13 protein-coding genes are annotated in these 15,621 nt (G+C 37.7%); 2 read left to right on the forward strand and 11 right to left on the reverse strand.

Annotated elements, in window-relative coordinates:
* Window positions 1-1,480: 1,480 nt before the first annotated feature.
* From SynBIOSU31_RS01135 to pseB, 11 genes are all read right to left on the reverse strand, one after another.
* A complete protein-coding gene (locus SynBIOSU31_RS01135) occupies window positions 1,481-2,725 on the reverse strand; it encodes a glycosyltransferase family 4 protein (protein WP_186491468.1) in 1,245 nt (414 codons plus the stop codon).
* Between the two features lie 70 nt (window positions 2,726-2,795).
* Window positions 2,796-3,740: a hypothetical protein gene (locus tag SynBIOSU31_RS01140; protein ID WP_186491469.1), complete on the reverse strand. Its 945-nt coding sequence runs from the start codon at window positions 3,738-3,740 to the stop codon at window positions 2,796-2,798.
* A gap of 6 nt (window positions 3,741-3,746) precedes the next feature.
* A complete protein-coding gene (locus tag SynBIOSU31_RS01145) occupies window positions 3,747-4,412 on the reverse strand; it encodes an acetyltransferase (RefSeq protein WP_186491471.1) in 666 nt (221 codons plus the stop codon).
* Window positions 4,405-5,484: a DegT/DnrJ/EryC1/StrS family aminotransferase gene (locus SynBIOSU31_RS01150; RefSeq protein ID WP_186491473.1), complete on the reverse strand. Its 1,080-nt coding sequence runs from the start codon at window positions 5,482-5,484 to the stop codon at window positions 4,405-4,407. Before SynBIOSU31_RS01150 ends, SynBIOSU31_RS01145 begins: the two co-directional genes overlap by 8 nt.
* Window positions 5,465-6,538 (reverse strand): pseudaminic acid synthase, encoded by a 1,074-nt coding sequence (pseI, locus tag SynBIOSU31_RS01155; RefSeq protein WP_186491475.1) that lies wholly within the window; start codon window positions 6,536-6,538, stop codon window positions 5,465-5,467. Before pseI ends, SynBIOSU31_RS01150 begins: the two co-directional genes overlap by 20 nt.
* Window positions 6,490-7,197 carry a WbqC family protein gene (locus SynBIOSU31_RS01160; protein WP_186491476.1) on the reverse strand — a complete coding sequence of 236 codons (708 nt, stop codon included), beginning with the start codon at window positions 7,195-7,197 and terminating at the stop codon, window positions 6,490-6,492. Before SynBIOSU31_RS01160 ends, pseI begins: the two co-directional genes overlap by 49 nt.
* Before the next feature lie 20 nt (window positions 7,198-7,217).
* Window positions 7,218-8,153 (reverse strand): class I SAM-dependent methyltransferase, encoded by a 936-nt coding sequence (locus SynBIOSU31_RS01165; protein ID WP_186491477.1) that lies wholly within the window; start codon window positions 8,151-8,153, stop codon window positions 7,218-7,220.
* Window positions 8,154-8,171: 18 nt separating this feature from the next.
* A complete protein-coding gene (locus SynBIOSU31_RS01170; protein ID WP_186491478.1) occupies window positions 8,172-9,113 on the reverse strand; it encodes a hypothetical protein in 942 nt (313 codons plus the stop codon).
* A gap of 196 nt (window positions 9,114-9,309) precedes the next feature.
* Window positions 9,310-10,215, reverse strand: a complete 906-nt coding sequence (locus SynBIOSU31_RS01175) for an aldo/keto reductase (protein WP_255477297.1) — start codon at window positions 10,213-10,215, stop codon at window positions 9,310-9,312.
* On the reverse strand, window positions 10,212-11,375 hold the full coding sequence (gene pseC, locus SynBIOSU31_RS01180) for a UDP-4-amino-4,6-dideoxy-N-acetyl-beta-L-altrosamine transaminase (protein WP_186491484.1): 1,164 nt from the start codon (window positions 11,373-11,375) through the stop codon (window positions 10,212-10,214). Before pseC ends, SynBIOSU31_RS01175 begins: the two co-directional genes overlap by 4 nt.
* Entirely contained in the window at window positions 11,372-12,376 is a 1,005-nt protein-coding gene (gene pseB / locus SynBIOSU31_RS01185; protein ID WP_255477298.1) for a UDP-N-acetylglucosamine 4,6-dehydratase (inverting), read from the reverse strand. Before pseB ends, pseC begins: the two co-directional genes overlap by 4 nt.
* 886 nt (window positions 12,377-13,262) lie before the next feature.
* Here pseB and SynBIOSU31_RS01190 point away from each other — a divergent pair.
* Together SynBIOSU31_RS01190 and SynBIOSU31_RS01195 are read left to right on the forward strand one after the other, a co-directional pair.
* Complete coding sequence (locus SynBIOSU31_RS01190) at window positions 13,263-14,012, forward strand: hypothetical protein (RefSeq protein ID WP_186491490.1); 750 nt, start codon at window positions 13,263-13,265, stop codon at window positions 14,010-14,012.
* A gap of 131 nt (window positions 14,013-14,143) precedes the next feature.
* Window positions 14,144-15,523 (forward strand): hypothetical protein, encoded by a 1,380-nt coding sequence (locus tag SynBIOSU31_RS01195; protein ID WP_186491491.1) that lies wholly within the window; start codon window positions 14,144-14,146, stop codon window positions 15,521-15,523.
* Window positions 15,524-15,621 lie beyond the last annotated feature (98 nt).

The following is a 15,621-nucleotide window of genomic DNA, read 5'->3' on the forward strand; positions in this document are numbered from 1 at the left end:
TTGGTAAAACATAAAGGCAATCAAAGCCGCCAAGGAATATTATATGAGAGCAGTTTTTATAAAGCAATGTGGACCCATGATTGTATGCATGATAAACACCACTCTTTGCTCTAGAAACTACGAGTGTTAGTTTGTCAATACCATAATATTCTGCAATATAATTTACTTTTCGCGAAGAAGTTTCCGGCGTGATAACTATGCAGATTTTTACAGGTTGAGTGGTAGAGGTTAACGCTGTTTTGATTGAATATATTGTGCAGGCAAGTCCCACAAGATCATCATGGATGGCTATAACTATGCCTAGAGCTTTCAAGGTAATGATTTTAGTAAACTACATCAAATTCTAATTCATCACAGCTGCATTTTCTGGGTACATGAGCTCGGAAATGGGACTCGTCTCAAGGAGGCTAGGTGGCAAGCAAAAGTAGTTGCAATTTTCCGTTTGCTATCATTTATTGCTTTAGAAATTTTGCTTGCGCTATTGCTTATGACCTTGCCTGTTTGGTTTGGAAAACTCACTTGTTCTCGCTTAGAAGAGGATTTTGGCGCTGTTGTTTCGTCTGAAGGAGTAGGTGCAGATAATCCTGGCTCTCAAGAAATATATTTTGTTCTTGAAATTTAGATTTTAACCAGCCGAATAATATTCGGTTGGTAGGTTATGAGCCTTATGCCGATTTGTATGATTGTCGCTTGGCTGGTGCCACTGGTTTTCAGTAAATTCACTCCGGAATTAATGTTGGAGCTGGCTCAAATGACCAGAGTCTGTGTTTGACGATTTTATGTATTTGCATAAGCTTGTTCAAAACTTACTAGAAACTGATGGTAAAGAATTCATTTATAAGTTCCTACTGTTTGGGATCATTTCACTTTGCCCTGTCCGTCTGTATCCGAATTCGGGAAGCTCAAGCAGGCATCAGAAGTACGAATGAGGAAAGGGCTTGATCGTTCCAAGCACCAGCTTGATACGCCTAATGCAGTAAGGATAAGGTCGAATTCTCGAAGATCGTCCAAAGAGCTACTGGTGATGCTTGAGCGCAGCTTGACGTACCACCTGATACTTGGCACAGTCGTGCACTCGCAAGATTTTCGCCCAGTTATACCCGCGGCATGTATGGCCTTGGAAGGAGGCGTGCAACTTGAATCAATTCATGGCTGTTTCAGATATCCTGGCGTCCCAGAGGTGACTATCGAGAGGATACGCGTGTCCCTTCATCTGCTCTCATTTGACATGCAGGCAGACAATTATCGGCATTGGCGCGAAACGTTAATCAATATTAAAAGTATCAGTAATTGGGTGTAGGCTTTCCTTTTTTTGCTTCTTGGCAATGAAAACATTTTCGCTGGAGCCAGATTATTTCTTTAGCCGCGTACCCAGGATTACTAAAATGAGTGATTTCGCTAATAAATTTGAATTAATTGTGCTACGCAGATCTGAATTTATCTGTACTATTGTATGATAATGTGGCGAAGTTTAATCCTTTCATTTGGATTCTATTGCAGATAAATAGATCTTCTTGTACAAGCCTGCAATCCGTCTAGGGGCCCAGAGACATTCTGCCCGCTTACGAGCCGCAGCTCCTAAAGCATTTCGGCGCTTCGGATTCGCAAGAACCCAACTAATCGCCGCCGCGAGGGACGCTGGCTCAAACGGCTCGGCAAGTGCGCCGGTGACACGGTCGTCGATGATGTCGGTAAGGCCTCCAGTATTGAATGCCACAACCGGGGTGCCGCAGGCGTGGGCTTCTAGACCGGTGTTGGGTAAGTTGTCCTGGCGGGATGGCACCACCATCACATCAGCAGCGCTGTAGAGGACACGCAAGCTGAGGTCATCGTGAAGATGGCCTGTGTAATGCACTGGGAAGCCAAGCTGAGGTGGCGACTGAGGTGCGAGCTGGCCGAACACCATGAGTCGAAGATCTTGCAGATTGCCTTCAGTGCGCAGCTGGGTGAGGGCCGTAAGAAGAAGATCCATTCCTTTACGGTGATCGTTGCCCCCGCCTATGGCGCCGAACAACAACAGCGGGCAGTCCTGTGGCAACTCAAGCAAATGACGTGCCAAACGCTGCTCAATCGGTTGCCAACGATTGGTGTCAACTGGATATGGCACCACTGCCACGGGCCAGTCAGCCATCAGAGCGCTGGCGTGTACGCAATCTGCTAACCACTGACTGGGGCAGACGATCTGCAGCGGCCGGCGCCAGTGCTTCCGCTTCCGCTGCCAGGTGGTGCGGTTGAGATCAAAACCGCTTTCATGGTCGGGGCGATTGTCTGAGCGATAACCATCACGCCAGCGGTGATCGGTGGTGTAATGCTCAGCGCCGCAGAAGGCCCACATGTCGTGAAGGGTCCACACGATCGGTTTGCGGATGCGGGCAATGTCGGTAATGGAGAGCATCTCGTTCTGAACCCAATGCAGGTGCACCACATCGGCATCGGAGACATTTAGGCGATCCGGCCAACCAGAAGGCACCAGAGATGGTGAGTGAAGAATCGGGTTTTCGGTGTGCAGAAGCTGGCGCAAGGGGGTGACAAGTTGGTGGCGTACGCGGCCGATTGCCTTCGACCTTTTGCTTGTGGGGCCTTGCACCGACCAATCGCCCGAGGCGGCCACATTCACAAGCATCCGTGAGTCGATTCCTGAATTATGTAGAGCGTGATGGATCCGGTAAGCCGCACGTGCGGCGCCGCCGTTGATGTCCGAATGGTTGAGATGGAATATTTTCACTTGTCTAAAGGTTTTGATCTCCTATCAAGTAAGGCCTTGACTCTGCTGACTATGGGTTCAAGATTTTGCTTCATATTAATTTTTTTAGTGGAATAGAAGTGATTCCAAATCCAGTAGATCCATAACCATTCCCATTGTGGAAGATGTAAAGATTGTTGTTATAGACAAAGGGGTAAGAATAGCAAACCATTTCAGAAGCCCACTCACAGTTAAAATTACTATGCAACGAGAGTTCACTGCTGTTTTCCATAGGCCCCCAATTTTTTCCGTCAACAGAATATACATGGTGTATTGAATATTCAGTCTTAGGTGATTTTTTGGAGTACCACATGTGAAATCCATTTTTTGTTTTAATCACAGATGGTCTTGCTAGTGATGTTATCTCTTCAGTATTATCTAAGCATACACATATATTTTGATCCCAATGTTTTCCATCGCTGGATTCAGCATACTTTATATTATAACAAGGCGTGTCCGGACTTTTCCATCCTGTTCCTGACACGTACCACATACGAAATATTGAAGATTTTTTATCAAATAAGACCCATGGAGCAGTAAGAACATGAAAAGGCTCACTGTCTGACAGTGTAAAGATTGGGGCTCTGCTCACTCTCGTATATTTGTTTCCCGCGATTTGTATTGCTAGGCCCCCAAATAATCCAAATCTGACAGTTGATCTAGGTTTCCAACCTATATAGTAAAGCAATTTTGTAATATTTTCACTGCTGACCACAGACGATGGTGAGACTCCATTATCATCAAAACATCCCAATTCTCCTGGCTGAAATACTGTTTCTACGCTTTTTCCAGATATGTGTGGAAAAGGTTCCATATCTATATGAATTCGTCTTATGAATGATCGGTTTTTTGCGTCTCTGTCCGCGAAAAGTACTGCTATAACTGAATTTTGAATTGATTCTACTACCGGGAGCATGAAGTGCTGAATATCAGTATCAAATTTATTTTTCACTATTTCACGGGAAACAATTGGTTTGTCTGCAAGTTTGAATTTCATTTGTTATCAAAAGATATTTGCTGTGGACGAGTCACTTGAGATTATTCTGCCAGGTAGACCCATGACAACTGATGAAGAAGGTATATCCCTCAAGATGTTTGCTCCTGCACCAATCACAGCCCTTTCTCCAATATGGAGGCCATCTCTAATTGTACTATTGACTCCTATAAAGCATGATTCTCCGATAGTGCACCTCCCACTAATTACAACATGGGATGTCACGAATGAGTGAGATTCAAGCTTTGAATGATGTCCAAAATGATTTCCACTCCACATAATTACATTATTTCCGATCTCTGCAAAGTGTTGTATAACATTGTTTTCTAATATAAAACAGTTTTCCCCAACCTTTGCTGTTGAAAAAATAAGTGCATGCGGGCTTATATAAGATATAAAGTTATACCCTTTTGTTTTTGCTGTCATATAACGACTTTTTCTTGTTTCATTCACTTCTCTTGAACTCATAACAATAAGCATTTTGCAGCTCTCGGGCGGAACTTTTTTCTCAATAGTTTCAAATTCATATAAAGGTAATCCAAAATAAGCTTCCTCAGAGATATAATTCGAATCGCATGTAAAACCAACTACTTCATAGCGCGGATCTGCCTTTAAATAAGTATATACAATTTCGGCCATTTGGCCATTTCCATAAATCAATATTCGTTCAACCATAGTTTAGGAAACCTGTGATAACTTTAATCGTAGATTTTAGCTCATCGCTTTTTCCGTTGTTGATTGGAAAGTTCAATATACGATTCGTGAAATCCGTCGCTTGCGACTTTTCTTTCTGATGAAACCCTAATATAAGAGGTAGAGAGGGATAAAGCTTATTGGCACTTAAATCACAAGCCCACAATCTTTGAAGCAATTCATCCCTAGAATTTTTTGATTTCATTAAAATCGAAAACCTCCATAAAACATCAGTGTCTTTTGAATCTAAGATTCTTATTTGGCCTGAGTATGGTTTTAATAGGGTTGTTACATATCTAGTTGTTTTTTTGTATTGAGCACAAATCTCATTTACAGTTTGCAATTTTCTTTCTATATCTTGTTTTTTTGCTGGATCCCCATTATGTGTATAGTACTCACTCCATTTAAGCATCAGTCGGTACATCTCCTTTTTACTGCATACATCCTCATCCTTGTCTGTAATTAAATTAAGTAGTCTATAGTATTCATCACGAAAAGCAGTATTTCCATTATTAGCGGAATTGTACTTTTTATTTTCAGGTTTAATTGCGAAATTCGACAATCTTGTTTTAATTAAGCCTCCACCTCCTAGGTTTATTTGCTTTGAGCTTCCAAAGCTATAAACTGCAAAGTCGCCATAAGAGCCCATTAAATCATTGGTTTTACATCTGTATTCCGAGAGAACGGATTGAGCACAATCTTCCAATATGAATACACCATATTTATCGCATATATATTTAATTTTCCCCATATCCTGTACTATTCCGTTTATGTGAGCGCAAAATAGTATTATTTGCTTTGTTTCTTTGATTGGCATGTCCCTTAATCTTTCTGATAGCGAATCTATGCTCATGTTGCCTGTATTTATATCTGTATCAATAAATTCATACATCACCTTGGCTTGCCATATTGCCATTAAAACCTGAAAGCATATATTGCAAGGCAGGATTACTATTGTTTGACTTTCTCTCTCTCTCATCCACCGAAGAATATGATAAATTCCATTCGTCGCAGATTTCGTTAATATAGAGTTTTTAGGAAAGACTTTCAACATCTTCTTTCGTTAATGGTGTTCCAGTTTTAATATCTTTTTTCGCGCGCAGTCCTATTACTTTTTCCAGCATACATGGATGTAAGCCGTTAGCGGGTCTTATAGAGCGAAGATCTTCTCGTTGAATTATATCACCCTTCATTATGTCATTTACTACATACAATGACCTCCTATATTTATACGCTGTTTTCTCACTTTCTGTAGGACCAAATTCTTTTCTCCCTATGGTCTTAGAATATTCTTTAATCATATATACTAATTCTTTGAATTCAGCCGGTGTTAGGGAAAAAGCAGAGTCAAGAGCACCATCGCTACGTTCTAGTGTGATGTGTTTCTCAAATACCCTTGCTCCTGCGCCCATGGCTATCAAAGGAAGGTGAATTCCAAGGGAGTGATCAGATAGTCCAACGTTACATTCATATCTTTTTATTAGTTCAGGTATTCTTGCAATATTTGCATCTGTTAGAGGTGCCGGATAAGCGGCAGTACACTGTAAAAGCGTTAGATCTTTACAATTTGAAGCCAAATAACTAGTGTATATTCTTTCTATCTCCTCAATTGAAGCCATTCCCAGTGATACCAGGCATTTTTTAGCGTTTTTTAGCACATATCTCACGAATTCAATGTCATTTGCTTCTGATGATGCTACTTTGAGATTCTTGCAACCAATTGATACTATTTCATCAGTTGTTCTTGAGTCGAATGGCGTACAAATAAAATCTATTTTGTTTTCTTGGCAGTATTTTTTTATTCTTCCTTGCCACTCGAAATGCATAGCACCCTCGGTATAGATATCGAACAATGTTCTACCCTGCCATAATGTATCACGAAGCAAAAATTCCGACCTATTTGATTCAATTGTAATCGATTCTGGCCTGTAATGTTGCGTTTTAATGGCATTTACATTCGCCCATTTGCAACTATCTAGAAGTCGAAGACATCGTTCCCAGCTATTGCCATGATTTCCTGAAATCTCTGCGATGACATAACAGGTTTCCATTGTTTTCATTACTTTATCTGTCTTAATGTGCTTGAGGCTTGAATAAGACTTAGCCATTCCGATTTATCGGCGTGCAACATAAGATCTAACACACTTAAATTAGGAATGAAATTTGTATTGCTAGGATACTCTTTTTGTTCATAGCTTATTGAATAAGTCTTGCACCCTTTATTCCAGAATTTATTGATAAGCGGTTGTGCATAGTCAAGTGACCTTGATGGCATTATATAGTCAGTTCCACTAGTAATTTCTAAGATGTCAATTAGTCGGTCAACAGGGGTTTCATACATCGTATCACTATTTTCAAGCGATGATGCCATTATCATTTCTACCTGTATTCCTAAGGACCTTAGACTCTCCTTTATCAACGATACATTTAATTGGACCAATTTGGTGTATTTATAGTTGATTATTTGAATGATGTTTTCAAGAACTTCGTGGTTGATGATTTTCTTTGCAGGAAAATCTATTCTTAATCTCGATACGAGATTCTTTGGGTATTTGTCGGTTCTTATTTCGATATCCTTTATTAACTTTGAATCTACGTGCTTATGGTATACCGGAACTGTGTAAGTTACCTTTTGTCCTTTGTGATTCATAAAAAATCTGTTCTGCGCACCTCCTTTTGAAAAATTTACCACATCTAATATTACTAGTAAATCTACATTCATCGCTAGTGAAAAAAAACCACCCCACGGTATCAGAGCAGGTTGCATAATTCCGATTCTACGGGATTTCATAATTCCTCTGACTCAGTAATTCTATCTTGAATTAAGCTTTCGAGTAACTCATTTTGTGAAATTTTCTTAGATTTAGCTTCTTTTACAATCCAACTTTTTAATTCTGGATTTATTCCATCTAATTTCCCATGGTATCTCTTATGCATGGTTCCACCTCGAGGACTCTTGTGCCTAATATTGGGATTAATTTTTAGTGTATTCATTAGCTTTGTAAATTTAATCATATAGAAGCAATTTCTAACAATATACTCACAAGTTACATTTGTTGCGTTTATTGGTATTTGTGTAATTGGAGCACTGTGGGCATAAAGGGAGTTATTTTCTATGACCATTTTTCCTATATCTGTGTTCCTTAACCATGGGGCTACTGACTCATCTGAAAATACTACTACTCCGTCCTGTGGCTTAACGCATCTTGCCATCTCGTCAATTGCCTTTTCAATGTTTGCAAAACGATTTATTCCACCGAAATGATGTATATAATCAAATTCATCATTATTTAAAGGAAGGCAGCAGGCATCTCCATTGAAAATTATTATTTTATTGCCTTTACTTGAATGCTTTTCTAGGATTTCATTGCCGATATTTTCATAGATATGTTGTATAAAGACGCTTGAAATGTCCTGAGCCACAATTGTACAATTTTTTCTTTCTTGATCAGATATTATTTTTAGGATTTCTATTAATTCATGGCCAAGCCCTACACCTGTTATTAGTATCTTCATGCCATCTATTGTTTCTAGGTATTTGAACAGTTCATGGCGGAGTTCTTTGTCTGTCATGCAGAATGTTCCGTAAAACCATTCCAAATAGTTTTGATAAAAATCAATACTACTTTGAAGCATATACTCTATTTGACCAGTTGTAAGCTTTTCTTGACTTTCTTCTTCAAAGAAATATCTTGTCAATATTTTTTTCGATTCCGACTTCAATGTGTATTTGAACATTGTCTATTCTGATAGTAGGTTTATGATCGCTTCTTTGATAGGGCGACCACTCATGACATTATAATACTGTTCTTCAGGCCACTCTTTAAATGAGGCCTTCATGCCACACTTCACAAATGTATTTAATACATCGGAGCTTAATTCACCAATCATGCATGAATCTACTGACGTTTGGGTTTCGAAAGCACTGTTAGCTCTTCTATGGTGTTGATCTGGATGAATAAGATAAAGTTTTTTCCTATTCAATGTACCGTCATATTTGATTAGGCCACTAGAGCTTATCATATGTGTCGAATTTTGAATGTATTTGAAGAAGTCTTGGCCGATATCTTTTGCAAATTTAAATTGTGATTTATCGAAATTGTATGTTGTTGCTGGAGATGAAGTATAATAGACGATTACACTATTTCTTAGTTCATTGCATTTTTGTATGCCTGTCAAAACCTCTCTTGTTATACTCGCTGGATCACTATATCCTGCTGATAACAGTATTTTATGCTTACCTTTTGCTCTCTGATCATATAGCTTCGATTTACCATCCCATGTTAGTCCTCCATAAGTGTGTAAATGTGGACCATAAATTGTGTTTTGTAGGTCGTGGCATTTCAGCTCTTCTTTATTAATGCAGTATGGCAATATAGTTTTGATATTTTCGCAAAAGAGATCTGCAATATGCCTATCTTGAGCTAACCCCTCAATTGCAATGACTTTCCTATAGTTAGAGTTTTTGACAAAGAACTTTTTCTTTGGTAATTGCCTATAGAACTTAGGCGAGCACACATCTAAAATTATGTTTAAATTTATATTTGTCTTTAGTATTTGCTTTAAGTCATTATAGTTTTTTGCTTGATAGATCTTGGGATCGTTGTCCCTCATTAATCTTCTAATTCTATTGAGCCTTGTGACATGTCCGCTTCCATATGTCATTGCATCTAGTCCGATCATCACTACTTGCATTTATAGCCTTTTTTGAATATAAGACTATTTCAGCGATCTTCCCTTTTTTTGTCAAGCTATTTGCTATGTTCTGCTGTTTTTTGTCATGCTGGCTATTTCTCCTGGATGCTAATTTATCTTTATATCTTTGGTCGTTGTTAGATCGTTATACTTTTACAGGCTTTGCGTATAATTCTTAATTTAACTATTTTGTCTTTGGTTTCCATGTTCGAGGATCCAAAAAGTCTGATTCGATATTTATTTTTCGAATTTCTGCTGATTGATCCCAGTCGTTATTAGTATTCCATGACCTGTATATGCCATCAAGTTGTTTCTTGCTACATATACCGATGACTACAGCTTCAATCATTTGCAATGATCTAGCAAAACCCAGGCAAGTGTCTAGCATTGTTTTCCCAATTGATGCAGAATAAATTTCTAAGGCTCTAAAATGCTTAATTACTTCCCTTGGTGTCTCTAATGGCCAATTTGATGAAGGAGTTAATAAAAGTCCTTGGAGAAAGATGCTTCTTGCATGTACGGCTATACCATTATCGGTTAATTTTTTAATCGTACCGTCTCTAATTAGACGTTGATCTAAAACTGATAGCGGCAGTTGTACGATATCAATATACTTAAGATTGATATCCTTCAAATCATCACTTGTATATATTGAGATTCCAATGCGCTTAGTTAGCCCCTCTGACTTAATCTTATTAAGCCAATTTAGTAAATATTCATTTCCTTCTTTCCTTAAGTCATTGACCGAATGAAGTAGCAATGAATCAAGTGAGGCTACACATAGTTTATTAAGTGAGTTATTTAAACTTGTATCCCAATCCTTTGTGTGGTTCTCGTTGAAAACCATCTCGTTTTGCGGTGATAATTTGCTTATTATTTTAAATTTATCATTTATTAAACCGCTTTTGCCTAATATTTCTTCGGCACATCCATAAGACTGTGCACTATCAATTATATCAATGCCCATATCGTGTGCATGAGTCAAAATTTCTTTGACATTTTCAAATGCCACTTGCCCTAGGTTGTTCGTAACACCATAGTTTGATCCAAATTGTGCCGTTCCTAGGCATATGGCAGGCACTTTACTCATAGTAACCCTTTTAGGTTTTCTACTACTAAGTCTTGTTTTTCATCACTTAGCCCAGGATATAACGGTATGCTCATAGCCGATTTTCCATATAACTCAGAATTAGGAAATTCACCTTTCTTGAACCCTTGTTTTTGATAGTAAGGCTGCATGTGTACCGGAAAATAGTGCAATTGCACTCCTATGTTTCTCTTACGCATTTCTTCAAATATAGCATCTCTCTTTTGATGTTCACCAATCAATATTACCGAAAGATGTCCAGCACTTTTAACAGCAGGTGGAATATTCATCGTCGATATTGGCATACCTTTAAGTTTCTCGGCGTAGTATTCCAGTAGTTTATTTCTTTCTTCAACAATGTTATCCAGTCTCTTTAGTTGACTAAGTCCTAAGGCGGCTTGTATATCAGTTAATCTGTAGTTATACCCCAGTGATGTTTGTTCGTAGTACCACGATGCCATATTTTTTCTTTTCTGTCTCCAGCTATCTTTTATTATGCCATGGCTTCTTAGGTCACGCATTTTTTCCGCTAATCCACTATTATTGGTCGCACAAATACCCCCTTCTCCTGTAGTTATTATTTTTACAGGATGAAAGCTAAATACTGTGATATCACTGAATTTACAATTTCCTACATATTTCTCTTTGTATTTTCCACCTATTGCATGACTCGCATCTTCAATAATTTTGAAACCATATTTTCTACTCAGCATTGCGATTTCTTCCATATCACAGCTGCTCCCAGCTAGGTGTACAGGTATAACTACTTTTGGCAACCTTCCCTCATTCTCAGCTATTTTCAATTTTCTTTTAAGTGACTCAATATCCATCAGCCCCGTTTTGATATTGATATCAACAAAGTCAACTTTTGCTCCGCAATATAATGCACAGTTCGCTGAAGCTACAAAAGTAATGGGAGATGTCCACAACCAATCTCCTTTGCCCAAGCCTAGTGACAAGCATGCAAGATGAAGCCCACTTGTTGCACTCGATGTAGCAACGCTGTAATTAGCTCCTACTTTATTCGAAATGGCATTTTCGAAATCTTGTACTACTGGACCTTGCGTTAAGTACGTCCCCCTTAATATTTGCACTACTGCATCTATATCATCATTTGTTACATTCTGTTTACCGTAAGGAATAAATGATTCGTTAGATTTCATACCGGATCAAAATTAGGGTCAATGTTGATTTTTATCAGTTCTCTTATTTCATCTATAGACAGCTTTTGCGGGTTAGTTCCCGAATCGTAAGCAAACCCTGGTTCAACATGTGAGAACTTGACGGCTTTCTCTTTGTAAAAATCAAGTATCCTAGTCTCAGCAGGGATAATGACATAAAAGTCCTTAAGCCTGATTGTCATTGGAGCGTCTGATCTTGTTATCATATCTTCATGTAGCTTTTCACCGGGCCTTATCCCAATAATTTTTTTATTACAGTTTGGACCAATTGCTTCAGCCAGGTCCATTATCCCATAGCTTGGAATTCTTGGAACAAATATTTCACCTCCAAAGCTATTGTTCAATGCGAATAGTACCATTTTTACACTATCTTTCAACGTTATCGTAAACCTTGTCATTTTAGGATCTGTAATTGGAAGTATTCCTTTTTGCGCAGATTTCATGAAGAAGGGTATAACTGAACCTCTCGATCCCATTACATTACCATATCTTACTACAGAAAATTTTATTGATCTTCCTCCTCTAATATTGTTTGCAGCTACAAAAAGTTTGTCTGAACATAACTTTGTCGCGCCATATAAATTTATTGGTGCCGCTGCTTTGTCAGTGCTTAGAGCAACCACATTAGTTACCCCTGTATCTAGACATGCTCGAACAACGTTTTCAGCACCAATTACATTAGTGTTAATATATTCAATTGGGTTATATTCTGCAGTCGGTACTTGCTTTAATGCTGCTGCGTGCACAACTGTATCTACGTTTTCTAGTGCCCTTCTTAGACGCTCTTGATCTCTAACATCACCCAAAAAAAATCTTAATTGTGGAAACTTATCAGGCGGATATAAGCATTGTAATTCCCACTGTTTTAGTTCGTCTCTACTATATATAACCAATCTTTCAAGATCATTTATATCTCGAAGCGCAGCACTAACAAACTCTTTCCCAAAGCTTCCTGTTCCCCCAGTTATTAGAATTCTTTTCATTTTACTAGGACTCATGCTTTTTTACCTCTCTACATCCTAGCATCTAAGCAACAACTTTATATTCTTATTAACTTATTATCCCAGCAGCCTGTTTCTCTCCAATTTGCACTGGCAATCATTACTTTATAAATGCGATAGCTTTATGTTTTTTTGTTTCTAATGCCTATAACCTCCCCCCTTTGATCATTCTCCTTTTTGCCTGGCAGCGACCTTTCAAATCTTTTTCTAGATTCTCTACCTTCGAGTAATTATTTATTCGTTGCATCTACCAAGTATGCTTAATACATAGTCACTTAGATTTGTCTCTGTTTTAGTTTTTCGTTTTGCCTCTATGTATTGCTTTGTACTCTATACTTTTGCTTAATAATTTTTTGACTTCTAATTTATTGGGGCTTCACTTATATCAACCTTTTTTTTACTTCATAGATTTTTGATTCTTTTTCTATTTTCTTTTGCTCGTTAATCTCTTGTTGACTGCATTAGTGGTTACTCTTTTCTCAGCTTCACCGTTGATTTTTCTTTGTATGTCCGTTTTCTCTGTCTTGGTAGCTTTATTTAGTATCCTTCAATTGTTTTTGCGTAATACAAAGTTTCATTATTGTGCCAGCGATTACCTTTGGCATCATTAACCTATACTTTTTTCTGACGCCCTTTCCCTGCTATTTATTTTACTGATGATTTTTCATTGAATCCAACGAATGGTCTTTCTATCGTTGTATATTTAATAATACTAAGTGAGCTTTGTGTTATCATTTGCATATTTGACACTTTGCCTTGACCTTAGCCATTTAGGATCATTGATTCCCTCAGCTTTTATCCAATATTGTACTTCTCTTTGAATTACTCTTCTTTTGGCTAAAACGGCTTTTCCTTTTTCGATATCATTATGAATTGGCTGCGAAATTTCCATTTAGTTGATTTACCATCTTCTTTGCCTTGTTTTTCACCTGAAAAGGTATCTATTGACAATATAAGAACCGTTATTTCCAATAATATACCGTGTGCAATCGTTAAGAATTTTTATCCATCCAATCTTTCTCTTGCAGCTGCGAACGAAATTGAGCAGTGGGCATTTACTTTACCACCCCATAATACGAGACTTGAGCCTGATCGCACATCATCTAATTTTTGGAGCCTTGATATTTTACCCCGATCTGTCTTAACTAATAGAGTTATGCGGGATTTTATGCTTGGCGATCTTTCTAGTTCTTCATTTCAATTTTCAGATACTTACAAGCTTTTTGACAAACTAAATTCATTTCATTTTTCTCATGTACTCAACAATGATGTAAATGCTATTCAAGCCTTTAAATATGCTCCTCAAATCTTACATATTCCTGAGGGTGGAGGATTCTTTGATTGGCATGTTCACTCCAGGTACCCTCAAAACTACGGCTTTCTGTTAATGATTAAATCTAACACGATTGTTGAGAGTTCAAATGCCCCGGCTTCTATGATAGTGAAGTTTGATGATATCATTTATTCTACTCAAGGTGTACTATCCCCTGGCGATCTTTTTATTTTCAGATATGACTTGCTCCATGCAATTACTCCACATCTTCCACTAAATGATCTCAATCTTTCACACAGTGGGGCTTATTTTGCTGTAAATCCTCTTATCAAGCCTTGTTCTTAAATTCTCAGCTAATTTTGACTATCATTGTTTTTTATTTTTGATTGTTTCCTGCTACATTTCACTTCTTTAGTTTTGCCACCTCCCAAATTTTAGACTCTTTACTACCAAGCCTTCCTAATTGATAATATACAATGTCTTTTCAACAACTTTGTGAGTCTTCACCTTATAACTTTATTTCTTCCTCTAATATTAAATTAATTGCCTCTCTTTCTCTCTCTCTCCAGTCTGCATTGGCCAGTACCTTATCTATACAATCCTCATATTCTGTTTTTACTGGCAATGAGGAGAAATGTTATTTATGGTATCTACTTACCTATGTTGAATCTTGTCAATCGTGTCTTCCAGAACCCCGCGCATACCCTTCTAATTTTTCACTTAGCATAGCTAGTTTAGATTTAGAATCTACTTCTACTTCTACTTCCTCCTCTCTTTCTTTTAAAAGGCGACTGCCTCTTTTCTTCAAGCGTTTTTTACTCCATCTTCCTGACAAGCTTTTTCATATCCACAAGCTTCGAAAATTCAATCTTTTTCACTATTCCTCACACCTGTCTGGCAGCTCTAAGGTTTGTCGAAATTTTACATATCTTTTTGCATCTCACCTATCTGATCGTCATTCGCCTCGATTACGTTCAATATTTTTGAATAATCTCTTGTCATATGGTCTTTCACCTATTATTGCTCATTCAATAGTTAATTCATTTCCACTAAGCCACCTGGAGCATTATTTTTATTTTTCTTCCCACTATTTACACAAAACATGTCATGTTTCTTCGTATTTTGCCTCTATTTATGGAATTCTTGAAGATCCTCTTTTGAGTTATCTCGCAAGAAATTCTTCGGTTTCCTTATATTATGTTGCTCATGGAGGCGGATATGGTCTCCACCCAAACCTACTTTTGCATTATATTGAATCGACTGGGTGTAGCGAACTCATCTTGTGGTGTTTCGGTAGATTTCCAATTCGACAAACTCGTTTCCCAAAAAAAATTATTAAACATAAAGTTCCAATCATTGCTTTTGTTTTAAGTGTTGGTGCCAATCCGCAATGTATCAGTTATTTTACTCGTTTATCTCATCAAATAAATTATATGTTACGCAATTCTGGCTTTACTTCAAAAGTTTTTCTTCATCCAAACTCTTTACATATTAACGAATTTATCCATCTGGATGTTGGCGTCTCCCATAAACTTCATTCCTCTTACTCTCTTGTTGTCTATGACAATATAGGTCATACACTTATGTGGGATCGTATTGAGAACAATTTGGCTTTCCTTATCGTTGATTACGATCATCCTATTGACTACGATCTTTTGGACAAAGATGTTATGAATTTTGTTAAGTTTCTTTCTGGTTTAAAGATATTACTTGGTTCAGATCAAGTACTCGGAGAGATTTTATATCTTATTCATTCAATGATTGAACTTGAGCCATTTCCAGAACGTTATGTAAGGTTGAATGCATGGTACCAGTCTTTTCCCGATTTATTTGAGTTAGCTTCTTCTCTGGCATAGCCTGTTTACTTTGCGATTTTCTTTAGAATATTTTTTATCAATATTTATTTGATTTTTTTTATTTTTTTCGTGGCTTCAGTGAAAATGGTAAAATTGAT

Source organism: Synechococcus sp. BIOS-U3-1, from assembly GCF_014279975.1.
In the GTDB taxonomy this organism is placed as follows: domain Bacteria; phylum Cyanobacteriota; class Cyanobacteriia; order PCC-6307; family Cyanobiaceae; genus Synechococcus_C.

Excerpts from the sequence above, each read along its gene's own strand:
- SynBIOSU31_RS01140 (WP_186491469.1), bottom strand. The coding sequence starts at position 3,740 with ATGAAATTCAAACTTGCAGACAAACCAATTGTTTCCCGTGAAATAGTG.
- SynBIOSU31_RS01145 (WP_186491471.1), bottom strand. The coding sequence starts at position 4,412 with ATGGTTGAACGAATATTGATTTATGGAAATGGCCAAATGGCCGAAATT.
- SynBIOSU31_RS01150 (WP_186491473.1), bottom strand. The coding sequence starts at position 5,484 with ATGTTGAAAGTCTTTCCTAAAAACTCTATATTAACGAAATCTGCGACG.
- pseI (WP_186491475.1), bottom strand. The coding sequence starts at position 6,538 with ATGGCTAAGTCTTATTCAAGCCTCAAGCACATTAAGACAGATAAAGTA.
- SynBIOSU31_RS01160 (WP_186491476.1), bottom strand. The coding sequence starts at position 7,197 with ATGCAACCTGCTCTGATACCGTGGGGTGGTTTTTTTTCACTAGCGATG.
- SynBIOSU31_RS01170 (WP_186491478.1), bottom strand. The coding sequence starts at position 9,113 with ATGATCGGACTAGATGCAATGACATATGGAAGCGGACATGTCACAAGG.
- SynBIOSU31_RS01175 (WP_255477297.1), bottom strand. The coding sequence starts at position 10,215 with ATGAGTAAAGTGCCTGCCATATGCCTAGGAACGGCACAATTTGGATCA.
- pseC (WP_186491484.1), bottom strand. The coding sequence starts at position 11,375 with ATGAAATCTAACGAATCATTTATTCCTTACGGTAAACAGAATGTAACA.
- pseB (WP_255477298.1), bottom strand. The coding sequence starts at position 12,376 with ATGAAAAGAATTCTAATAACTGGGGGAACAGGAAGCTTTGGGAAAGAG.
- SynBIOSU31_RS01190 (WP_186491490.1), top strand. The coding sequence starts at position 13,263 with ATGAATTGGCTGCGAAATTTCCATTTAGTTGATTTACCATCTTCTTTG.
- SynBIOSU31_RS01195 (WP_186491491.1), top strand. The coding sequence starts at position 14,144 with ATGTCTTTTCAACAACTTTGTGAGTCTTCACCTTATAACTTTATTTCT.